Origin of the sequence: Paenibacillus germinis (assembly GCF_013141785.1) — a bacterium.
GTDB lineage: Bacteria > Bacillota > Bacilli > Paenibacillales > NBRC-103111 > Paenibacillus_E > Paenibacillus_E phytorum.
In genome coordinates this window covers 247,640-270,984 of sequence record NZ_WHOC01000149.1, presented here as the reverse complement: position 1 = coordinate 270,984, position 23,345 = coordinate 247,640, and the positions used below count along the sequence as shown (strand labels likewise).

The 23,345-nt window shown below is 45.3% G+C and carries 17 protein-coding genes; 11 read left to right on the top strand and 6 right to left on the bottom strand.

Annotation, left to right across the window (positions count from 1 at the left end; all coding sequences use genetic code 11):
* Positions 1-23 precede the first annotated feature (23 nt).
* The 4 genes from GC102_RS28670 to GC102_RS28655 all read left to right on the top strand — a co-directional run bounded on the left by GC102_RS28670 (position 24) and on the right by GC102_RS28655 (position 5,377).
* The gene (locus GC102_RS28670) at positions 24-1,994 is read left to right on the top strand and encodes a glycoside hydrolase family 127 protein (RefSeq protein WP_171692520.1); all 1,971 of its coding nucleotides are present in this window, start codon (positions 24-26) and stop codon (positions 1,992-1,994) included.
* 78 nt (positions 1,995-2,072) lie between these two features.
* Entirely contained in the window at positions 2,073-3,512 is a 1,440-nt protein-coding gene (locus tag GC102_RS28665; RefSeq protein ID WP_171692519.1) for an ABC transporter substrate-binding protein, read from the top strand.
* A 120-nt stretch (positions 3,513-3,632) separates the two neighbouring features.
* Positions 3,633-4,547: a carbohydrate ABC transporter permease gene (locus GC102_RS28660; protein ID WP_171692518.1), complete on the top strand. Its 915-nt coding sequence runs from the start codon at positions 3,633-3,635 to the stop codon at positions 4,545-4,547.
* On the top strand, positions 4,547-5,377 hold the full coding sequence (locus tag GC102_RS28655; RefSeq protein ID WP_171692517.1) for a carbohydrate ABC transporter permease: 831 nt from the start codon (positions 4,547-4,549) through the stop codon (positions 5,375-5,377). Before GC102_RS28660 ends, GC102_RS28655 begins: the two co-directional genes overlap by 1 nt.
* 220 nt (positions 5,378-5,597) lie before the next feature.
* Here GC102_RS28655 and GC102_RS28650 read toward each other — a convergent pair whose 3' ends face one another.
* The 3 genes from GC102_RS28650 to GC102_RS28640 are packed head-to-tail and all read right to left on the bottom strand — an operon-like array spanning position 5,598 to position 8,158.
* On the bottom strand, positions 5,598-6,446 hold the full coding sequence (locus GC102_RS28650) for a MetQ/NlpA family ABC transporter substrate-binding protein (RefSeq protein ID WP_171692516.1): 849 nt from the start codon (positions 6,444-6,446) through the stop codon (positions 5,598-5,600).
* Between the two features lie 27 nt (positions 6,447-6,473).
* Entirely contained in the window at positions 6,474-7,136 is a 663-nt protein-coding gene (locus tag GC102_RS28645; RefSeq protein ID WP_373462617.1) for a methionine ABC transporter permease, read from the bottom strand.
* Entirely contained in the window at positions 7,133-8,158 is a 1,026-nt protein-coding gene (locus tag GC102_RS28640) for a methionine ABC transporter ATP-binding protein (RefSeq protein ID WP_171692551.1), read from the bottom strand. The genes GC102_RS28645 and GC102_RS28640 overlap by 4 nt, the downstream gene beginning before the upstream one ends.
* 242 nt (positions 8,159-8,400) lie before the next feature.
* Between GC102_RS28640 and GC102_RS28635 the strand changes: the two genes are divergently transcribed.
* Together GC102_RS28635 and GC102_RS28630 are read left to right on the top strand one after the other, a co-directional pair.
* The gene (locus tag GC102_RS28635; RefSeq protein ID WP_171692515.1) at positions 8,401-10,062 is read left to right on the top strand and encodes a hypothetical protein; all 1,662 of its coding nucleotides are present in this window, start codon (positions 8,401-8,403) and stop codon (positions 10,060-10,062) included.
* Positions 10,063-10,086: 24 nt separating this feature from the next.
* The gene (locus GC102_RS28630; protein ID WP_171692514.1) at positions 10,087-11,046 is read left to right on the top strand and encodes an alpha/beta fold hydrolase; all 960 of its coding nucleotides are present in this window, start codon (positions 10,087-10,089) and stop codon (positions 11,044-11,046) included.
* Positions 11,047-11,091: 45 nt separating this feature from the next.
* On the opposite strand, the gene GC102_RS28625 is transcribed toward GC102_RS28630, so the two are convergent.
* Positions 11,092-11,970 (bottom strand): helix-turn-helix domain-containing protein, encoded by an 879-nt coding sequence (locus tag GC102_RS28625; RefSeq protein WP_171692513.1) that lies wholly within the window; start codon positions 11,968-11,970, stop codon positions 11,092-11,094.
* A 130-nt stretch (positions 11,971-12,100) separates the two neighbouring features.
* Here GC102_RS28625 and GC102_RS28620 point away from each other — a divergent pair, with 130 nt between their 5' ends.
* A complete protein-coding gene (locus tag GC102_RS28620) occupies positions 12,101-15,076 on the top strand; it encodes a family 78 glycoside hydrolase catalytic domain (RefSeq protein ID WP_171692512.1) in 2,976 nt (991 codons plus the stop codon).
* 1,503 nt (positions 15,077-16,579) lie between these two features.
* Here GC102_RS28620 and GC102_RS28615 read toward each other — a convergent pair.
* Positions 16,580-17,293, bottom strand: a complete 714-nt coding sequence (locus GC102_RS28615; RefSeq protein ID WP_171692511.1) for a DUF977 family protein — start codon at positions 17,291-17,293, stop codon at positions 16,580-16,582.
* Positions 17,268-18,899, bottom strand: coding sequence for an ATP-binding protein (locus GC102_RS28610; protein ID WP_171692510.1), 1,632 nt, complete (start codon positions 18,897-18,899; stop codon positions 17,268-17,270). Before GC102_RS28610 ends, GC102_RS28615 begins: the two co-directional genes overlap by 26 nt.
* 225 nt (positions 18,900-19,124) lie before the next feature.
* Between GC102_RS28610 and GC102_RS28605 the strand changes: the two genes are divergently transcribed.
* From GC102_RS28605 to GC102_RS28590, 4 genes are all read left to right on the top strand, one after another.
* Positions 19,125-20,192, top strand: coding sequence for a Bug family tripartite tricarboxylate transporter substrate binding protein (locus GC102_RS28605; RefSeq protein WP_171692509.1), 1,068 nt, complete (start codon positions 19,125-19,127; stop codon positions 20,190-20,192).
* Positions 20,193-20,265: 73 nt separating this feature from the next.
* A complete protein-coding gene (locus tag GC102_RS28600; RefSeq protein ID WP_171692508.1) occupies positions 20,266-20,724 on the top strand; it encodes a tripartite tricarboxylate transporter TctB family protein in 459 nt (152 codons plus the stop codon).
* A 54-nt stretch (positions 20,725-20,778) separates the two neighbouring features.
* Entirely contained in the window at positions 20,779-22,305 is a 1,527-nt protein-coding gene (locus tag GC102_RS28595; RefSeq protein WP_171646214.1) for a tripartite tricarboxylate transporter permease, read from the top strand.
* Between the two features lie 95 nt (positions 22,306-22,400).
* The gene (locus tag GC102_RS28590; RefSeq protein ID WP_171692507.1) at positions 22,401-23,324 is read left to right on the top strand and encodes an AEC family transporter; all 924 of its coding nucleotides are present in this window, start codon (positions 22,401-22,403) and stop codon (positions 23,322-23,324) included.
* Positions 23,325-23,345: the final 21 nt, after the last annotated feature.

Sequence of the window (23,345 nt, the reverse complement as noted above, 5' to 3'; positions counted from 1 at the left end):
TATAAAATAAAGGGGACCCCTACATGGCGAATTTATCAATCTCCAGACCATTCCCATTGAAGAATGTACGCATCACGGATGACTTTTGGTCTGCTTATATTCGATTGGTTCGGAATGTTGTCGTTCCTTATCAGTGGGAAGCGTTAAACGATCGAATTGAAGGAGCAGAACCCAGCCATGCGATGAAAAATTTTAAAATTTCCGCAGGTTTGGAGCAAGGCGAGTTTTACGGAATGGTTTTTCAAGACAGTGATGTAGCGAAATGGTTGGAAGCAGTAAGTTATTTGTTGGAAACAGGTCAAGATCCGGAATTAGAGCGATTGGCCGATGAAGTTATCACGATTATTGCAAAAGCTCAGCATAAGGATGGGTATCTGAATACGTATTTTACACTGAAGGAACCGAATGGCAGATGGACGAATTTGGCCGAATGTCATGAATTGTATTGCGCAGGTCATTTGATTGAAGCTGCCGTTGCTTATTATAAGGCGACAGGAAAGCGGACCATCTTAGATGTGGCTTGTCGATTGGCGGATTGCGTTAATGAAGTGTTCGGACCAGGTGAGGGTCAAATTCATGGTTATGATGGTCATCAAGAAATCGAGCTAGCGCTTGTAAAACTGTATCAAACGACGAACAATGACAACTACCTTCGATTAAGTCTGTATTTTCTGGATGAGCGAGGGAAGGAGCCCAGCTTCTTTGAACAGGAGCTTCATCGTCGGAATGGTCAGGTTCATTTTCCTGATTTGGATATGGTACATGACCGTACCTATAATCAAGCACATTTGCCGGTAAGGCTGCAGCAAACAGCTGAAGGGCACGCCGTTCGAGTCGTGTATATGTGTTCAGGAATGGCAGATGTCGCCGCAGAGACAGGGGATCAAGAGCTGCTTGAAGCGTGTCGAAGGCTGTGGACGAATATTGTAAGCAAAAGGATGTACATCACAGGAGCTATTGGTTCCATGGCACAAGGGGAGTCCTTCACGCTCGACTACGATTTGCCTAATGACACAGCCTATGCTGAAACCTGCGCGTCCATTGGATTAATCTTCTTCGCACAGCGAATGTTGCAAATGGAAGCCAAAAGCGAGTATGCAGATATCATGGAGCAGGCGCTTTATAATACCGTTATCAGTGGAATGTCTCAGGATGGTAAACGCTTCTTTTATGTGAATCCACTTGAAGTATGGCCGGATGCGATACTCAAAAACCATCATATGAGCCATGTAAAGCCTGTTAGACAAGGATGGTTCGGGTGTGCTTGCTGTCCTCCTAACATTGCTCGGCTGCTTGCTTCTTTAGGACAATATATTTATACATCGCAAGGGAACACCGTTTACACCAACTTATACATAGGCAGTCAGATTACGCTGGATATCGAAGGACAACAAGTAAGCATTGATCAACATTCCGAGTTTCCATGGAACGGGAATGTGCGATTCATCATCCAAGTGACTGAAAAAACAACGTTCACGTTAGCTCTGCGAATTCCAAAATGGTGCACAGAGACTAAGCTGACTGTACAAGGAATCCCTGTCCAACTGGATGAACAGGTCCGAGATGGTTATGTCTATATCACCAGAGAATGGCAATCCAATGATAGCGTGGAGTTGAACTTACACATGCAGGTTAGCCGAATGAAAGGCCACCCGCATGTTCGTGAAACGATAGGTAAGGTCGCCTTACAATGTGGTCCGTTGGTTTATTGTTTAGAGGAAACCGATAATGGAGCAGGCTTGCACCAGATTGTGCTGGAACCCCAGGATGAGCATCGGAAGCAATTCGACCATGAGCTGTTGGGCGGGATACAAACGATCTCCGTTCCGGCCAAACGAATCCGTTCTGACGATTGGGAACAAAAGTGGGGCGAACATTTGTATATCGCCAACGCTTCTCATGAATGGGAGACGATAAACGCAACTTTCATCCCTTATTATGCATGGGCGAATCGCGGGCAAGGTGAAATGTCGGTTTGGGTCAAAGAAAAGTAAAAATGGCTTTAACCTGCAAAGGTTTATGGTATATATAGGTAAAGCGAAAATGATAAACGATCATTTGGAGGGGTTAATTTGAAGTCTTTGAGAAAAGGATTAAAAGTGAGCACGGTTACTACATTAGCGTTAGGTTTAATGGTCGGTTGTAGTTCAACGAATACCCCAGCATCCACAGGTACCACTTCACCGGCAGCGAACACTCCGGCAAGTTCGACAGCTGCAGCAGCAACGAAAGCACCGGATGGTGGGGAGAAAGTGACGATTCGATTCACGGATTGGGCGAACAATGAAGAAGCGAAGTCAACACGAGTTAGCTTGGACGCCTTCGAGAAAGCGCATCCTAACATCAAGGTGGATTATCAGAACGTGGCACTCGCAGAATTCGGTGCAAAGCTTAGCGCCATGGCCGCCTCTAAAACACTGCCGGATATCAGTACCATGTTGGAAGCACAAGCGCTCAAATATGCAGAATCTGACATCCTGATGGATTTATCTCCGTACTACAAAGATGGCTCGATAACACCGAAGCTGGAAAGCAACAAGTTCGTTACCCCTGACGGTAAATTGCTAGGATACAGTGTTGCTAACGAAATCATCCTTCTTCACTATAACAAAGCTATGTTCGACGAGGCGAAGCTTCCTTATCCGCCGGCTGAAACGGAAAAAGCTTGGACTTGGGATCAGATGCTGGACGTTGCTAAAAAACTAACAAAAGATAAGGGCGGTAAACACCCTGGCGAAGCAGGCTTTGATGCCAAAAACATTGTGCAATACGGAATCAACGTGTCTCATGGTCAAGACTTCTTCTGGACACCTTTCGCGATTTCCAATGGCGGTGGAGAAGTGAGTCAGGATGGTAAGCAGCTTTTGCTCGATAAACCGGAAACAATAGAAGCGATTCAGAAAATTGCGGATCTCTCTAATGTTGAGCACGTGTCACCGACGGCTGCCCAATCTTCCGGCCTGCCAGGCGATGTTGGTCAATTGCTTCTTTCCAAAAAAGTAGCTATGGTCACTTCCGGACAATGGGAACTGGTCAATATTAATCCGCAGCTAAAAAATGGACTTAAAAATGGTATTGGCGTGCTTCCAATCTTCAAAAAGCCTGCAACAACCAATACAGGAACGCCAATGGTCGTGTATAAGAGCACGAAGCATCCAAAAGAAACGATTGAGCTGTATAAATGGCTCATGGATACGGAGAAAAACATAGCTAACATTGACAGTGGGGTTTGGATGCCGACGGAGATGAGCTGGTACACAGATCCTGAGAAAATCAAAAGATGGACGCAATCACCCGTTCACCCGCCAGAGTATAAAACGGCTGTTATTGATTACGCTTTAAAAGCAACCTATCCTACACCTTGGTTTTTCCTCCCTACTTACAGCCGGATTGGTGATGTATTGAATCCAGGATTGGATCAGGTCTGGTTAGGAACTAAATCAGCGAAGGATGCCATTACAGAAATGATGCCGAAAATTAAGCCAATCTTTGAAAGTGGCAAGGCCAATTAAAGGCTACGCACATAAGCGTTAACAGATAGGCAAACAGCACGCAGGAATAAGGTGTATGAAAAGCACTTGTTCCTGACGTTCTACGATGTAAGTTTTGCCACACATAGGAGGTACAGGTTCATGTCCACAGGTCAGCAGTCCAGTTACAGAAGCCTCAAACGGCAGCAGGTGATTGTCGGATACTTGTGCATACTGCCAGCTATTCTGGGATTATTCATCTTTACGCTCGGTCCTTTGCTCTATAGCTTATATTTAAGCTTTACGGATTGGACCATTCTGAAACCGAAACAATGGGTTGGGCTTGATAACTACCGCCATATTTTCACACAGGACCTCTTTTTCTTCGACTCTCTCAAAGCCACGGCCTATTATGCCATCGGCTCCGTTGTAGCCTCGATCTTGTTTTGCTTTGTAGTCGCGTTGTTTCTCAATCAGAAAATAAGAGGTCGAGCAGCTTTTCGTGCTATTTTCTACTTACCATCGATCATTCCGGTGCTCGCGAGCAGTATCATTTGGTTGTGGCTCTATAATCCCGATTTCGGTATTATCAATCATCTCTTAAGTTTTATTGGTATTGATAAGCTGATGTGGGTCAATAGCCCAGATACGTCTGTACTTTCGATGATTATCATTGCGGTATGGGGATCCGGCAACGTTATTGTGATCTTTCTTGCAGGCCTGCAAGATGTGCCTGCACACTTACTCGAAGCTGTGGAAATCGATGGTGGAGGCTGGTGGCATAAATTACGTTCCGTAACCATTCCACTCATGTCGCCCATCATTTTCTATAACGTCATTCTCGGATTTGTGAATTCGATTACGGCTTTTACACAAGCTTATGCCATGACTCAAGGCGGTCCGGGTAACTCAACTTTATTTTACGCCTTTTACATTTATCGAGAAGCATTCCAACGTCAAAATATGGGCTACGCCTGCGCACTAGCTTGGGTACTATTCATCATTGTTGCATTCTTCACGTACTTGTTATTCCGTTCTTCAGCTGGGTGGGTACATTACGAAGGAGGGAATAAATAATGACCTATCGTTTCAGAGGGAAAATCGTTACGTATGCTGTGCTTTTCCTGCTTTCTCTCATCGTGTTTTTCCCCATGTATTGGATTGTTCGTTCGTCGTTACTCAACCTGCAAGAAATTTTGGAGTTTCCGCCAATCTGGTTTCCAAATGCGTTCCGCATCGATAATTACACCGAGGTCATGGAACGTGTTAATTTCGGTAAGTATTTTGTGAATACGTTCATAGTCATCATACCGGTGTTAGTTGGCGTGGGTCTGACAGCAAGCTTAACGGCTTTTGGATTTGCACGACTTGAATTTCCGCTCAAAAACCTCTGGTTCTCTCTCATCATCATGACGATTTTACTTCCTAGCATTGTCACTTTAGTCCCCACATACATTGGTTGGTCCAAATTGCAGTTAACGAATACCTATTGGCCGTTAATCATTCCTGCTTTTTTCGGCGGCGGTGCTTTTAATATCTTCTTACTGCGACAGTTTCTAATGACGATTCCCAAAGAGCTTGACGAATCAGCCGTTATCGATGGTGCCGGGTATTTTACCATTTACCGCAAAATTATTCTTCCTCTCATTAAACCTGCCATTGTCGTTGTTCTCTTATTCACATTCGTAGGCGTATGGAATGATTTTCTGGGTCAGCTTGTGTATCTGAATGATGCCAATAAATATACGGTGTCACTGGGATTATCCACACTTCGTGGAGCCAACAATACACCGATGAATCTGCTTATGGCGGGAACAGCGATCATGGTCATACCAGCCGTAATTGTCTTCTTGTTTGGACAGCGGTATTTCATTGAGGGAATAGCAACAACAGGCATTAAAGGATAATCGAAGAATAGCCAAATAGAGTGACAGACAACGTAAGGGTCGTTCTGTCTATTCTCTATTGTCTTTATTGTGTGCGCTTTCATTAGCTGGAAAAAAGGGAGGATGAAAGGTCAGGAATTGAATCGTGGAAGGTTTACGGGTCTTAAGTGTGAAAAAAAGCTGTTCCTTTAGGTCAATTAAGACCTAAAGGAACAGCTTTTTGTTTGAATCGAAAGTTTGCTTAGAACGCAGGCACGATAGCGCCTTTATATTTATCTTCAATGAACTTTTTCGTGTCAGCGGAGTTCAGTTCCTTAGCAAGCTTTTGCATCGCTTCGGAATCCTTGTTGTCCGGACGGGAAACGATGATGTTCACATAAGGTGAATTTTTGTCCTCGATGAACAAAGCATCTTTCGTTGGATTTAGATTCGCTTGAAGAGCGTAGTTCGTATTAATAAGAGCCAAATCAAACTCACCGATCGTACGTGGCAGCATAGCAGGGTCTAATTCTTTGATTTGAAGTTTCTTTTTGTTTTCAATGATATCTTTAACCGTACCTTTGATGCCAACGCCGTCTTTCATTTTAATCAAACCGTTTTTCTCCATCAGTGCAAGCGCACGGCCGGCATTAGAAGGGTCGTTAGGAATAGCGACCGAAGCGCCATCTTTCAATTCTGTTGCGGACTTTACCTTTTGGGAATAAGCGCCGAACGGTTCGATGTGAACGCCAACTACTTTAACGAGGTTTTGCTTTTTATCTAGGTTATATTGATCTAGGTAAGGCTGATGTTGGAAAAAGTTAGCGTCCAATTGTTTTTCAAACACTTGTACGTTCGGTTGAACATAATCGTTAAACTCAATAACTTCAAGCTTAACACCTTGTGTTTTCAATTTGTCTTTCAAACTATTCAAAATTTCGGCATGAGGGACTGAAGATGCACCGACTTTAAGTGTAACTTCTTTTGCAGCTGCTGGAGAAGCAGATGCAGCAGGTGCCGAGCTTGCAGGCGTTTCAGTGGGTTTCTGTCCGCATGCTGCAAGAGCAAGCACAACGAATAGAGCCATTAAAGATAGTGTAAGTTTCTTCATGATGAGATACCTCCAAAATAATGTGTTTTATTTGCGGTTAAATTTGGCGACCAAACGGTCTCCTAGCATTTGTAAGAGTTGAACGAATAGAACGAGAATGACGACGGTCACGATCATGATATCAGTACGGAACCGCATGTAGCCGTAGCGAAGCGATAGATCGCCAAGCCCGCCGCCGCCAACTACCCCTGACATGGCGGAGTAGGAGAGCAGGGCAACAGCCGTCACGGTGACAGCTGAGATCAGACCCGGGCGCGCTTCCGGCATCAGGACGCGCCAGACGATTTGCCACGGCGTAGCACCCATTGACTGCGCGGCTTCAATGACGCCGCTGTCGATCTCGCGCAGCGCGGTTTCAACCAGCCGCGCGAGAAACGGCGCGGCTGCGATAACGAGCGGCGGGATCGCGCCCTGTACGCCGATGGTTGTATGCACGATTGCCTTCGTGATCGGAAAAACCGAGATCATCAAAATCACGAAAGGCACAGAGCGCAGGATGTTCACGATCAGCGAGAGCACTCCGTAAAGCGGCAGATTTTGCAGCAGCTGCCCCTTGGAAGTAAGAAATAAAATGATGCCCAATGCCATGCCGATGATGACAGTGAATAAGAGCGACCATCCCAGCATGACGAGTGTATCGCCTGTTGCTTTCGTAATTTCGGACCAGTTAATGTCCCAGGTCATATTCATTGGTTGAGCACCTCCACGTCGATTCCTTCTTGCTCAAGTTTGGCAATCACAGAATCGATTTCTTCTTGGTGTCCGCCTGTTAGTTCAACTATTAATTGACCGTAAGGTACACTTTTCATGGAAGAAATAGTACCCTGAAGGATGGCAAAGGACACATTCGTCGACTTGACGGTTTCGAACAAGATCGGCTCATATGTTTTGGCACCGATGTAGGTAATTCGGATCACCGTTCCTTCCTTTTCTCCCTGTTTCAACATCGGATCCCGATCTGAACTTAGTGCGAAATCCGAAACTTGTCCAACAAATTCCTTCGTAACCGCATGCTGAGGCTTTAGAAATACATCAAGAACTTTCCCGGTTTCAACAATCAAGCCTTTCTCCATAACGGCAACGCGATCACAGATCGCACGAATGACCTGCATTTCATGTGTGATGAGCAGGATCGTTATGCCAAGCTTTCTATTAATATCGAGCAGCAGCGCAAGAATGGCATTTGTTGTCTGAGGATCGAGAGCTGAAGTCGCTTCATCGCAGAGTAGAATATCCGGATGATTGGCCAAAGCTCTTGCAATACCGACACGCTGCTTCTGTCCGCCAGAAAGCTGGTTTGGATACTTATGCGCGTGTTCCTGCAGACCAACTAAATCGAGCAGCTCCTTAATTCGTGCTTGAATCGCCACTTGCCCCATCCCGACTAATTTCAGCGGAAAGGCAATATTTTCGGCAACGGTAGAGGAAGAGAGAAGATTGAAATGTTGGAAAATCATCCCGATTTTGCGGCGTTTCGTTTGCAGCTGGCGAGAATCCAACTTTGTCATTTCTTCACCATCAATGTGAATGCTGCCAGAGGATGGTCGCTCCAGTAGATTTACACAACGCAGTAATGTACTCTTCCCTGCACCGGAGTGTCCGATGATGCCGAATATTTCTCCGCGATCGATATGTAAATGGATCTGCTGGATGGCCGGTACACGTCCCGGTATATCCTCATATACTTTTTGTAAATTTTCGATATGAATCAGGATGAATACCCCCTATTCCATGCAAATATTGGTGATTTTATATTTTGACCAACGGTAGATCATTTTATAAGAAATTGCAAGAGGATGCAACGTCTAAAATATGGAAAACGAATGTTCACTTTGCATTGACGCTCCATTTAATTACATATAAACTGAGGTTAACCGTTTCAATTCATTAAAATAGCGCTTAAATAACGTGAAAACCGTATTTTTTAAGTTTTAAGTTAAGGAGAATGACAAAATTGACAAATTTGCAACAACGCCAAAATGAAATCAAGTCCAGAATTGCCGCAGAGGCATTCAAACAGCCTCTTCAAATCAGCGGATTATTATTTCATCACGATATCCGAGATAATTTCTACTATGCTTCTTATTTATTTGCAGCTTCTCAGGAAGAAACTATCCCATTTGATGGGGATCGTCTACATGCAAAGATCAAGGCGGAGGGCATCCTTCTTCATGTACTGGAACTCCAGGACCAGAACGAAGAGAGTGGAACCTATGGTCATTGGCCCTTACATTTAAGACCTACTCCTCAAGAAGCACCGAAAAATACACTTCCTGTTGAATTGATGGGGAGTCTGATGGTTTATTTCTATCAACGTTATTCAGATAATTTGAGTGAATCCTTGCGAAACTTATTTGCTTTAGCGCTGCTGCATATTTATAGAAGTAACTTTTATCGTAAACCATCTGAGCATTACAACCATCATGAAGCGAAATACACAGCAGCTAAGCTTATTTTCGGACAACTTTATGAGGATACGGTATTGCTTGAGGATGGCTGCCAAAGCTTGCGCAGTACGCTGAATCGGATTACTTCGATAGGCATGTCGGAGTATGGAGGGCTACCTTGGTTCTGGCACTGGATGCAGGCTTTTACGTGCGCTTGGGAGCTTATGAAGGATTCAGAAATCAAAGCCGAGTTAGCTCGTTTATTGGACTACCTCTGGGAGGTTCGCTCGACGTATTATCTGGGAGGGGCATGGGTGGGCCCGCATTCACGGATATGGCCGCATGACATACCAAGGGGCACCAATGTGCTGCATGATTATGTCCAGTTTGGCGATTTCATATTACCGGATCAGATGCCTCGAACCGAATATGCAGGTTTTATTGCCTATGAAGCTTCATCTGAAGTTCAGCGTACAGCCTTACATCGTGAAGCTCCGGTAGAAGTTACTCGCAGAGTTCCCAAACAAGCAGCTCTAGCTGCTAGCGATAACGATGTGCTGCATAGTTATGTATATATCTCAGAAAACTTTGCGCTAGGCGGTATGTGGGAACGCGTACAGGAGTTTGATAATGAACAACATCGCTGGGATGTAGCCCTTCCGTTAGATGCGCTCCAAGGTGTGAATCATTTATATTTTTTTCACCCGGGTCAAGGCTATGCAGAAGGAGATTTACGTCATCAAAGTGAATTTTCAGAAGTACTTTTTCACCAAAATGCATTGATCGCTTCCTATCAAATTCCAGATGGTCAGCCTGAATTCATTAAGGGATGTGTGCCTGTAGGAGAATGGATAGAGGAACCGATAGGATTGTTTGGATTATGTGGTCATGTTTACATGGCTGTTTATGTGCAGCAGTCCTTTGAAAGGGAAGTACGCGAAGATCGATCCGTTGTCACAAGCAAAGGAAGAACGAATTCGGTAGTTATCGAGTGTATCGACCAGAAAATAGCTGAAACCTTTCAAATAAAGGATATACAGCAATTTGCTAATGTGATGAAGCAGAAACAACCGGTTTATAAGCTGTCTAGCGAGGACGATTTGCAAATCACCTATACGACTTTGAAGGATGAAACGATGGTTTTATGCAGTGGCTTACATAGTGACAGGAAGATCATCAGACTTGTGAATGGCGAAGCTGTTGATTTCACTACCTATACGGTCGCTTGAAAATAATAGAAAAGAGGATATGACATGCCATTATTTGATTTTCCATTAGACAAGCTAGTTACTTATGAAGGACGTAATCCCCGCCCTGAAGATTTCGATTCTTATTGGGAGCGGGCAATTGCTGAGATGAAGGCTGTCGATCCCCAAATCGAACTTCGTCCGAGTGAATTTCAAGTGCCTTACGCAGAATGTTTTGATCTCTATTTTACAGGTGTCAAAGGGGCACGTATTTATGCCAAATATGTTCGTCCTAAACACGCAGATAAGCCGCATCCAGCTATCGTTGAATTCCATGGTTACTCTGGAAGCTCCGGCGATTGGTCAGGTAAATTAGCGTATGCCGCTCTAGGCTACTCGTTCTTTTCCATGGATTGCCGTGGTCAAGGCGGTTTATCGGAAGATACGGGTGGCGTAAAGGGAACGACGCTTCGCGGACATATCGTTCGCGGTTTAGATGATCATCCTGATCAATTGCTGTACAGGGATATTTTCTTAGATACGGCTCAACTCGCCGGCATCGCGATGAGCATGCCAGAGGTTGATCCCGAGCGTGTAGGCGCATTGGGTGGCTCTCAAGGGGGCGCCTTGACGATCGCATGTGCTGCACTCGAGCCTCGCATTAAGCGATTAGCGCCAGTTTATCCATTCCTTAGCGATTATAAGCGTGTATGGGAAATGGATTTGGCGAAGGATGCCTATCAAGAACTGAAGGACTTCTTCCGCCGTCATGATCCACAGCACAAACGCGAAGATGAGATATTCACTAAGCTGGGCTATATTGACATTCAGAATCTAGCAAATCGCATCAAAGGTGAAGTACTGATGGCCGTTGGTCTTAGCGACACCGTATGCCCGCCTTCCACGCAGTTTGCTGCTTATAACAAAATCAAGTCGAAAAAGCAGTTTGAGTTGTACCCGGATTATGGTCATGAAGGTTTACCTGGATTCAGCGATAAAACCTTGCAATTTATGTTGGGCCTTTAAAATGAAATGCCTCTCACATCTTCGTGATGGAGGGGCATTTTTTGTTTATTTATTCTGCTGTCGGTACTGGCTGGGAGTGACACCGGTCATTTTTTTAAAAAGCTGGTTAAAAAATTTCATATCCTGATAACCGACACTTGCAGCGACATCGCTGATCTTGTGATTGTTCGCTCGTAATTGCTGACAACAGGCTTCAATTCGCGCGTGCTGCACGTACTCCATGAAGGACATTCCCGTATGCTTTTTAAGCTGGCGATGAAGCTGACGCTCGCTGATCGTCAATCTGGCGGCAGCTTCGGTGAGCGAGATTGGGCTGCTGCAATGCCCGCGAATATGGGCGAGTAGACTATCTAAGTCCTGAAGGCTCGCTTTGGACGCTTCCGGTGTGAAATCCATTTTGGAGCGATACATGTAAACAAGAAGCTGTGCCACACAAGTTTGTAAAATCGTCATAAAGCCGCTGCGATGGGCGTTATATTCGAAATGTAAACGTTCAAAAAGAGGCTGGAATTCCCCATTGCGTTCTTTAAAAGAAAGCCAAGTCGATTGCTCGGTTGCCTGCGTGAATAGGACGTTGAATTCCTCCTTACTTCCATTCAATTGCGAGTGAAATAATTGGTTCAACCATTCCTGGGTGAAAATGCAATTGTAAACCACAAGGTTTTTTTTCTGAGCAATAGATGATGGACGAAACACATGGGAGACGCCAACCGGTATGAAGAAGAGATCTCCTTTGGAAACGGGTAATGAGGTATTGTCAATGTAATGTGCACCGCTGCCCTCAGCTACATAGCTAATTTCAATAAAATCGTGCGTATGCTGCAGCATTTCAAACGATTCGTGAACGCGGTTTACGTAAAGCGGAAGTTCCGGAAGGAAAAATTGATCCCCTGGCGTTTCGATAATGCTTCGTTTAATGGTCATTTCGTTTTACTCCTGTTATGTCAATTAAGACCCTGATGAATGTCGGAATTAACCCTAAAAATGAGTACGCTCTCATCATAAAATAAAGGCATCGAAGTAACAATCATTATTTTAGGTGGAGGCAGCTGAAATGAGACAATTAGAAATCGACTGGCAAGCACAATGGGTTTGGGGTAATGGTGAAGTAAGTCCACGGAATGAGTGGCGGTGTTTTAGAAAGACATTCGATGTGGGTTCTGAAGGCTGGGGAGCAGCAAAAATATCTATAACGGCTGATTCGCGATACGCTTTATATGTAAATGGAACCAAAGTGGGACGAGGTCCTGTTCGCTCATGGCCATTCGAGCAGTCCTATGATACATACGAAATTGGACACTTGCTGCACAAAGGACGACCTAATGTGATTGGGGTCATGGTGCTCCATTTCGGCGTGTCCAATTTCTACTATTTGCGCGGACGCGGCGGTTTGTTAGTGCAAGTGGAGAGTGAGCATGAGGGTCATTCTGTCGTAGAGCTGGTGACGGATGAAAGCTGGAAAGCCTCGCTGCATCTTGGGTATGATAGCCGCTCTGGGCGCATGTCTTGTCAACAAGGCTATGCTGAGCGGATGGATGCGAGCGCTTGGCCAATGGATTGGTATTTGCCAGATTACGATGATTCTGCGTGGGATCAAGCCACTATCGTTGGAGCTGTTGGTATAGAGCCTTGGAGCCGTCTTGTGCCGAGAGATATTCCATTCCTTACGGAGGAACTCGTGTGGCCGGTTCGTATCGAATCCCTCCATCAGGTAAAGCCCGTTGCATGGACTGCCTCGATAGATGTCCGTAATCAAATGGTGCCAGAGAGTGTGAATCATGCGAATCCAGTGGGTTTTGCTGGGTATATGGCAACGGTAGTGAGAACCGAGAAGGTAGTAAAAGCTGTGTTAGGAATCGTACAGCCGAGCACTGTGAAGGGATGCAGCGTGAATGGAGAGTGGCTGGAACCGGAGCGTTATACGGGTGTATTGCCGGAAAGGTATGCCGAGATAGAACTGAAGGCAGGAGACAATCTTATCTTGTTGGAGACGACTGGCGTTGATCATGGCCGAACGCTGCAGTTGGGCATTGATTGCGATGCTTATTTTGAGGTCGTTTCTCCTTTAGGGGAGGCAGGCATCGATACGTCACCATTTATTTCAATTGGTCCATTTACATCTTTTGAATGCATTGATCACCAGGAAAGCAGTGATACTTTGCACCCATATGAAGGATTAGGGTCTTCTTCAGCGGGTGATGATCGAAAGGATGAATTGGATGCGGATGTCTTGCCAGCTTTTAACACGTATGTAGAGATTCGGAGTCTTTCTACTGCTAAGGACCTGAGTCGCTATACGGATTGGATTCGGCCTTTCCCACTGGAATTGGTGAGCAGGGATTCTATCTTTGCACTCAGTGTCTGGAAAAAAGAAGCGCTGGCGCAAGCTGTGCCGTACCCTTTGCAGCAGGCAGTTATCCCAAGTGTGAATCCAGCAATATTGCCGAGATATGAGGGGGCAGATACGGAGTTTATCCTTGATTTTGGCCGTGAGTTATCTGGCTTTATACAATTTGAAGTAGATGCCGCTGAAGGAACCATTCTTGATTTCTATGGCTATGAATATATGCGCGATGGGTGGCGTCAAGACACATTCGATTTAGATAATACACTTCGTTATACGTGTTCGGAAGGGCGTCAATCGTATACCTCTTATGTGCGGAGAGGGTTCCGATATTTGATGGTTACGGTAAGGAATGATGCAAGAGCAGTCAAAATGTATGGCGTACAGGTGCAGCAAAGTAATTATCCCATAGCCGAGATAGGCAAGTTCCAGAGTTCTGATGCGCTTTTGAACGATATATGGCAGATTAGTAAGCACACAACTCGACTTTGTATGGAAGATACGTTCGTTGATTGTCCGGCTTATGAACAGGTTTTCTGGGTTGGGGACAGCCGCAACGAGGCTTTAGTCAATTATTACGTGTTCGGAGCTACGGAAATTGTAGAGCGTTGTTTGCGGTTAGTGCCTGGTTCCAGAACACAAACACCTTTATACGTGGATCAGGTTCCTAGTGCTTGGAGCAGCGTTATTCCGAACTGGACGTTTTTTTGGGCGCTGGCCAGCTGTGAATATTATGAGCATACAGGGGATGAGGTTTTTGCGAGAGACTTATGGCTGCATATTCGTTTTACCCTTGAGCATTATGAACAAAAACTCGATGATCGTGGATTGTTGTTCATAAAAGGCTGGAACTTGCTGGACTGGGCACCGATTGATCAGCCGAATAATGGGGTGGTCACCCACCAGAATATGATTCTGGTCAAAACGCTGCGAAGCGCGGCAGAGTTGGCGAAAGCCGTTGGCGATGTGGGAGAAGCAGCTGAATATGAGGGGAAAGCACTTCGTCTGAGCCAAGCTATTAACAAGCATTTATGGAGTAAGGAACGCAGTGCATACTTGGATTGTATCCATGCGAATGGCCGTGCTTCGACTGTTTTCAGTATGCAGACGCAGGTTATTGCCTACTTGTGTGGTGTCGCTGAGGGCGAACGCGCAGATCAGATGAAGACATATTTGTTTGCTCCGCCAACGGATTTTGTTCAAATCGGCAGTCCGTTTATGTCCTTCTTTTATTATGAGGCTCTCGCGAAAATGGGCCGCATTGGGATTGATCGTATGATCACAGATATGAGGCAGCATTTTGGGCAAATGATTGAATATGATGCCACGACCTGCTGGGAAATGTACCCGAATTTCGCGGAAAATAGAGCGAACCCTGACATGCTTACACGCAGTCACTGTCATGCGTGGTCGGCAGCGCCAGGCTATTTCTTAGGCGCGCATGTGCTTGGTGTCACTCCCGCCGACAAAGGCTGGCGGAAGGTCGTTGTCGCTCCGCAGCCTGCGGATTTGCAGTGGGCGAGGGGGACTGTTCCGCTGCCGCAGGAGGGACGGATCGATGTCGCTTGGCGACTCGAGGAGGACGGACGCGTGATGCGGCTGCAGGTTTGGGCGCCGCGCAGCGTGGATGTGGAGATCTGCATCCCGGAGGGCATGGACGGGATCGTGGAGCGTCACGAGGTGTGAATTGAGAGACGCCGGCTGGTTTGGCCGGCGTCTTTGTTTATGGATTTTATTCTATAGCTACTTAGGGCACTCATGTGGTTTCCAAGATTATTAGGATTTCTTATATGTTTTGGGTTTGTGGGATGAGAACGCGAAGCTAACCCGCTATTTAGCCTGGCTAGTTTTGGATTCTGTCTGAGTAAGGAGGATACATGTATAATCACGTGGTATGAGATTATGTTTTCCGGGTTTGTGACCTCTGGTTTCTGGGAGAATGGTGAAGTTGGAAGTTGTAAGTGATTAAGTTTCCCAGTTTTTTGTCTTCTGGATTATGGAGAAGTGTGTTATTTAGAAGGTAAGTTGTACAACGTGCAACAATTTCCTTGATTTCTTCTGGGAAAGCTGAAGATGTTGTATATTGTGCAACAATTTAGCCTTCTTTCCTGCTATTTAGCTATTTTAGGCTGGAATTGTTGTATGTTTTACAACATTCGCGAGGATATCGTGGATTAACTTGCCTATTGTTGTACAACGTACTACAATTTCCGGATGAGCAAGCGAATGACTATTATAAACAGCTGGGGGGGATAACCTACTTTGCATCAACCCTGACAAACACTCCATTCAAGGACGGTTTAAGCCAGTTTTCTTCTATTGATCATAGTTTTTGATATACATCACTGAAAGGGCCAAAAAAGTCTTCTCAGAGGAGAAAAAACAGCTAAATCCAGCCGAGAAGGCCGAAAAGTACGTGTCAGATCCCAGTGAGAGGTTTAATGGACCAGAATTTGGGCTGAAAGGACCAAAAAAGTCCTCTCATAAGTGAAGAAGTAGCTAAGTCCAGCTGAGAAGGCCGAAAAAGACGTTTCAGATCCTAGTGAGAGGAGTAATGGACCAGAATTTGGGCTGAAAGGACCAAAAAAGTCCTCTCATAAGTGAAGAAGTAACTAAGTCCAGCTGAGAAGGCCGAAAAAGACGTTTCAGATCGCAATGAGAGGTGTAATGAACCAGAATTTGGGATGAAAGACCAAAAAAGTCCTCTCATAAGTGAAGAAGTAGCTAAATCCAGCCGAGAAGGCCGAAAAAGACGTTTCAGATCCCAGTGAGAGGTGTAATGGACCAGAATTTGGGCTGAAAGGACCAAAAAAGTCCTCTCAAACGTGAAGAAGTAGCTAAATCCAACCGAGAAGGCCGAAAAAGACGTTTCAGATCCCAGTGAGAGGTGTAATGGACCAGAATTTGGGATGAAAGGACCAAAAAACTCCTCTCATACGTGAAGAAGTAACTAAATCCAGCCGAGAAGGCCGAAAAAGACATTTCAGATCCGAGTGAGAGGTATAATGGACCAGAATTTGGGATGAAAGGACCAAAAAAGTCCTCTCATAAGTGAAGAAGTAGCTAAATCCAGCCAAGAAGGCCGAAAAAGACGGTTCAGATCATGGATGAGGTGTGTTAACATGCAATTTACGGATGGTAACGCTAGTTTTCAGCGTTACAGCGGTCTAGAGAGAATAATACCTACAATCAAGCTTTTTTCCTCCGGTACACTCGCTCCGGCCGGCCGACAACACCGTAAGACAGGTCGGCGTATAAATCGCCCGAGCTGACTAAGTGCTCGAGGTAGCGGCGGCCGGTGGAGCGGCTGACACCGATTTCTTTGGCGATTTGATCAGCGGTCAAGCCGCCGGATGCGCTAGAAATCGCTTGTACGATTTTTACCAATGTGAGCTTATCAATCCCTTTGGGCAGGAACGAGGTGTCCAAGTTGGTTTCTTTCTTGGAAGTTCCAGACATAAGGCGATCAACATCGCTCTGATTGATCATACCGCTTTGGTTCATCCGACTCAGTTCACGATGGAAATTCAGATAGCGCACTAGCGTTTCTTGAAGCCGATTAAAGACGAGAGGTTTGATAATATAATCAAACGCACCGCTCCGTATAGCGTCACGAATGGCGTCTATTTCTTTGGCAGCAGTGATCATAATGACGTCTGTTTCCCGGTAATGCTGTCGAATAAAGGAAAGCATCTCTAAGCCGTTAGCGCCCGGTAAATAGACATCCAGTAGGACGAGGTTCGGAGTCAGAATTTCCAACTGTTCCTTGGCTTGACCCAGATCCGTGGCGATACCGACAACGTGGAATCCATCTACTTTTTCTATGAATCGTCTGTTAATCTCGGCTATTTTCACATCATCTTCTACAATTAATACTTCAACGGTTTGATTCTGGTGTTCCATGGGGCAGACTCCTTTCCTTGAGATCAGGGATCTTGGGAACCGCAACAGTAAAAATTGTACCGCCTGCGGGGTTTTTATGAAATGTAATATACCCACTCAACTTTCCGACGGCATGCTGGACCAAAGATAGTCCAATGCCGCGGTGTTCACCTTCTTTGGTCGAAAAGCCTTTTTCAAATACGGCCATACTCGTTTCCTCAGGAATTCCAACGCCTCGATCCTCGCATTCGATAATAAGATCCTCACCAAGGTCGGTTAGAAATAATTTCACATACGGCTCCGTCTGATCGCCACCAGCAAGCACTGCTTCCATGGCATTGTCAACTAAGTTACCGATGATGGTGACGAGCATATTTCGATCAATCTTAGCCGGGATGTCGCTGAATGAGCTTTCGTGATCAATTTCGAAAGTAATCTTTAGTTCCTGCGCATGATTAAATTTGCCAATGAGCAGTCCGCCAATCATGGGATCTGGGATTTCTCGCATAATGAACTGTACCCAATTCTGATGTACATCGGCCTCCCGGGAGATAAGTTCAACAGCTTCTTGATAGGATTCGAGTTGGATTAGCCCCGAGATGACGTACAGCTTGTTCGAAAATTCATGCGTTTGTGCGCGTAGCGCTTCTGCAAAGCGTTTGACCTGAGACAGTTCTTCAGCCAACCGATACAGCTCGGATTTACTGCGAAAGCTCGAAACTGCACCGGTTACGCCTAATTTCCGCTCAATAATCGGTACCCGATTCACTATCACTTCATGGTCGCCGATGAGCATTTCATGGTCAAATTCGGCTTTCCCCGAACGAACGACTTCATACAATCTCGTATTCGGTATAACGTCTTCAATTTGTCTTCCAGTAATTTTTGCCGTGACAGGCAGCTGCAGCAGCTGAAGCGCATAGCGGTTCGCCATCGTAATAACTCCCTCACGATTAACCGCGATAATACCTTCTCGTATGGATTCTAGAATCGCCTTTTTTTCGGTATATAATGCGCCGATTTCCTTTGGCTCCAAGCCATGAATGGAACGCCGGACGTTATGGGCGATGAGGACAGAGCCGACAAGTCCGATGACGAGAACGATCAAAGAGATCATTTCGATTCGTGTTTGATACACAGTGGTAATAAGTGCAATGTCCTCTGTCAAGAACCCAACAGATACGATACCGATCACTTGGCCATTGGCGCCAAATACCGGAGCTTTACCGCGAAGTGAGGGCCCTAGAGATCCAATAGCCTTGGAAATAATAGATTGCCCCTCAAGAACGGGACCATTATCTCCACCAACCATTTCTTTGCCTATTCGATCAGGCAGGGGATGTGAATAACGGATACCTTCGCGGTTCCCAACAACGATGTATTCCGCATCTATTTTCTCACGTACCGTCTCCGCAATGGGTTGAATGACGGCTGAGGGGTCATTTAATTGAAAGGCATGCCTTATTTCTGGCATACTAGCCACTGTTTCGGCTACCTTCAAGGCGCGTGTACCAATTTGATCCTCAAGGGCGGAGGTCATCAAGTAATAGAATATGCCGCCTAGACTTAGGATGATGAAGACAAGCAGTGAACAAATAATCAAGATTAACTTGGTTTGCAGCCTCATTCCGAGTTAAAGCCCCCCGTTTTTGCTAGTATTGTATCATAAAGCGCTCTCATTTTGAGGGAAAACGCGTTCAAGCCGTCGTGAACAATATGAACAAAATGCCCAAAACGATGTTATTATAATTAATCTTGTTAAACTTCTCAATTTTCTATTCAGGTGATATTCTGAAAGCGCTTCAAAGAAAGCGGATTCACGCATAACACCAAAAAGTTGGAGGGGTTTCATTTGATAAAAAATGTCTTAGCAGCATCTTTGAAAGTAACATCGATTAGTTTATTAGCAATCTCCTTGGCAGCATGCGGTAATGGGGCAGCTAAACCAACAGACGCAACGGGTGACAAGGCCAAAGAAACAACAGCACCAGCACAAGCAGCATCCAAATATCCAGAAAAAGCGCTGAGTATCATCGCACCATCCGGCGCAGGCGGCGGTTGGGATATGACGGCTCGTACGATTGCCAAAGTATTGTCGGAAACGAAAGCGCTTGATAAACCGATTTCGGTTGAAAATAAACCGGGTGGAGGCGGCGCCGTTTTCATGGCGGAATATGCCACGAAAGATGTGAAAGACAATTACAAATTGTTCGTTAGCTCACCACCGATTCTTATTAACCATCTGAAAAAAGAAGGTAACACGCCATATGGTTATGCGGATACAACACCGCTTGCTCAATTGACAAAGGATTATGGCGCAGTTGCGGTTGCGGCAAACTCGAAATATAAAGATTTAAAATCACTATTGGATGATATGAAAGCGGATCCTACGAAACTGACGGTTGCTGGCGGTTCTGCACCTGGCTCCATGGATCATCTGGTTTCCATTCTTCCTGCCTTTAAATACGGTATCGACCCGAAAAAGGTGAAATACGTATCCTATGATGGCGGCGGGGAAGCGGTAACAGCTTTGCTCGGCGGTAATGCGGATGTGCTTGGTACCGATGCATCTTCCTTGGACCAATATGTGAAAGCTGGCAAGATCAGAGTACTGGCGGTAGCATCTCCACAACGTCTTGGTGGCAGCATGAAAGATGTTCCAACGATGAAAGAGCAAGGTGTTGACGCTGAGTTCTTAATCTGGCGCGGCTTCTTCGGACCTAAGAATATGGATGCGGGTGCGAAAAAGTTCTGGGAAGATACGATCAAGAAAATGGTTGATTCCGATACATGGAAAAAAGAAATGACTGCGAACAACTGGGAAACTGACTATAAAAAAGCGGATGATTTCAAAGCTTTCCTAGGTCAGCAAGAAACGCAATTGAAAGATATGTTGACAGCTTTGGGTATGCAGAAATAAGAGGGCCTTGGGATGCTGGGAAGAAGCGAATATGCCTTCTTCCCATGCACGAAGGGCGGGAGGTTGAGAACAGATGAACACCATGTTTGACCGTTATGCAGGTATCGTTTTTTTCGCTATCGGCACCACATTTGTGATCGGCAGCAGGAGTATTTCAACAAGTGCTTACGGCAGTAATGTAGGCGCTAATATATTCCCAATGATGCTGGGGGCTTTCTTAGCATTAATGAGCATTCGTCTCATTTATGATACGTTCCGCAAGCAGCAAACGAAAAAACATAAAGAAAATTTGGATTACAAAAGATTTGGTATCATCTTCGTTTCAGCAGTTCTTTATGCGTTATTTCTCGAAGATATCGGATTCGTCATCTCCACGTTTCTCTTTTTAATGATTGGGTTCCAAACGATGCAAAAAGGTAGAGTTTGGGTTTCGCTTTTGATCTCAGCTGCATTTTCCTATGGGGTGTATACGCTGTATGTGAATGGATTGGATGGATCTCTTCCTGGATTCCCAACTTGGTTAGGCTTCTAAGAATCGCTTACGCAGTGGGTTTGCTAAAAAGCAAGCTCTAAGGAGGTTATTGAAATGAGCACGATTGATTATGTGCTTCATGGCTTGGGTACTGCAATGCAGTGGCACAATGTCGTGTTTGTTTTTCTAGGCGTATTAATTGGTACAGTGGTAGGTGTCCTACCCGGGATTGGACCCATGAGCGGTGTAGCTCTGTTAATCCCGATTACAGCGACAATGACCGCAGGATTAGGTCCTGAAGAAGCCGCGACGAGCTCCATTATTCTGCTTGCTGGTGTCTATTATGGAGCGATGTACGGAGGTTCGACGACTTCCATCCTGCTGAATACACCGGGGGAATCTTCTTCCGTAGTAACGACCCTAGATGGTTATCAGATGGCAAAACAAGGCAGAGCCGGGGCGGCGCTTGCGATATCGGCGATTGGTTCCTTTGCTGCCGGCATTATTTCTCTAATAGGCCTTATCTTCCTTGCTAGGCCCTTGTCGGCAGTTGCCATCAAGTTTGGTCCTGCTGAATATTTCTCTCTCATGGTTCTCGGCTTACTCGCAATCAGCGGTCTAGCTGGAAAATCCATGGTCAAAGCCTTAATGATGACAGCTTTCGGACTGCTGCTTGCAACGATCGGGATTGATAATGTTTCCGGCGTTGAACGGTTCACATTTAATATTCCGGAGCTCTACCAGGGCTTGGAATTCCTTACTGTGGCTGTAGGTACATTCGCTGTCGGTGAAGTATTCAAGACCATTCTACAGCGTGAAGGAAACGATGGTGAATTGGCTAAAATCAATCGAATCCTACCGACGAAGCAGGATTTGAAAGATAGCGCGGCACCTATCGCTCGAGGCTCAGTTCTTGGATTCTTCATCGGGCTTCTGCCTGGAGCCGGTGCTATTCTTGCCTCATTTTTCGCTTACATTGTAGAAAAGAAAATCAGTAAAAATCCCGAGAAATTCGGGAAGGGTGCCATTGAAGGTGTAGCTTCTCCGGAAGCTGCGAATAATGCGGCGTCAGGCGGTGCCATGATTCCACTTTTGACACTTGGCATTCCTTCATCCGGGACAACTGCTATTCTGATGGGTGCTTTCATTATGTACAATGTGCAACCGGGTCCTTTGTTATTCCAAGATCACCCGCAGCTCGCATGGGGCGTTATTGCCAGTATGTTCGTGGGTAACTTGATGCTGCTTATTCTGAATATGCCGCTCGTCAAAGTGTTTGCCAAAGTCATTGAAACACCAACGAAATATTTGATTCCATTAATTATCGTGTTTTCCGTATTCGGTGTGTACGCAGTTCAATATTCAACGTTTGATTTGCTCCTAATTATGGGCTGCGGTCTTGTCGGGTACTTCTTATCGAAAAACGATTACCCGCTAGCGCCATTAGTACTTGGTCTTATTCTTGGACCGATGCTGGAAAATAACATGCGCAGAGCATTAACCATTTCGAATGGAGATTTCATGATTTTCTTGCAAAAACCTGTTTCCCTCATCTTTTTGATCATTGGTTTCTTATGGTTGACAATTCCATTAATCCTGAAGATGAGAGGTAAAAATGTTCTTGTAAACGAAGAAGCATAAGTTGGACGAAAACCCCTATGATGCTGGGTGGAGCTCTGATACCAATCAGCCTCTACTTTGTGGACTAGGGGTTTCATTTCATGGAGTGAATTCAGTTGGACATACTTTTTCTTATCGTGCTCAATGTCATTGTACCTGTATTTTTATTAATTGGAGCAGGGGCTTTTATGCATCGTGTATTTCATTTTGATATGCATACACTGTCTAAGCTCAATGTGTATTTCTTACTTCCAGCTGTCTCTTTTACGAATATTTATCAAAGTAAGCTGGAGTGGAGTACGCTGCTGCAAATCGTTAGCTTTTTGCTTCTGCAAAGTATCGCTCTTATCGTGCTGAGCAAAGGAACAACAAAACTGGCTAAATTTGATAAAAGCTTGTCTTCTAGCTTCTCAAATAGTGTAGTACTTAGCAATTCGGGTAATTTCGGCTTGCCAGTGTCACAGCTTGTGTTTCAGGGGAACCCGGTCGGTTTATCTGTTCAAATTATTGTTACTATTTATCAAAATCTTCTAACGAATACCTTTGGCTTGGTTAATGCGGTTTCTGCACAAAGCCAAGGGCAGAAGATGCTGCGGGAGCTTTTGAAAAATCCCATGATACATGCATTTGGACTGGGGTTGCTGATGCATATTCTGGCGATTCCAATTCCGGCTTTCATTTGGCATCCTCTCCAGAATGTATCTAACGCCTTCCTTGCGATAGCACTAGTTACGCTAGGTGCACAGAGTGCTTACTTGCAGTTTAAGCGGCTAAGCAGCGCACTTATCTTCAGTCTGCTTGGAAGACTAATTGTCTCCCCGATCCTAGCATTAATTTTCATTTTACTGCTTCATTTAGAAGGTACAACCGCACAAGCACTGTTTATCGCCAGCTCGTTTCCCACGTCAAGGAACAGCGCGGTATTTGCATTAGAATACGGGAATCACCCGGAATACGCAGCTCAAGTGGTACTGCTCTCTACTTTGTTCAGCAGCTTGACTGTTACCTTAGTCGTGTACGTATCGAAACTATTATTTTAGGCATGATGCCCGTAGAAACGA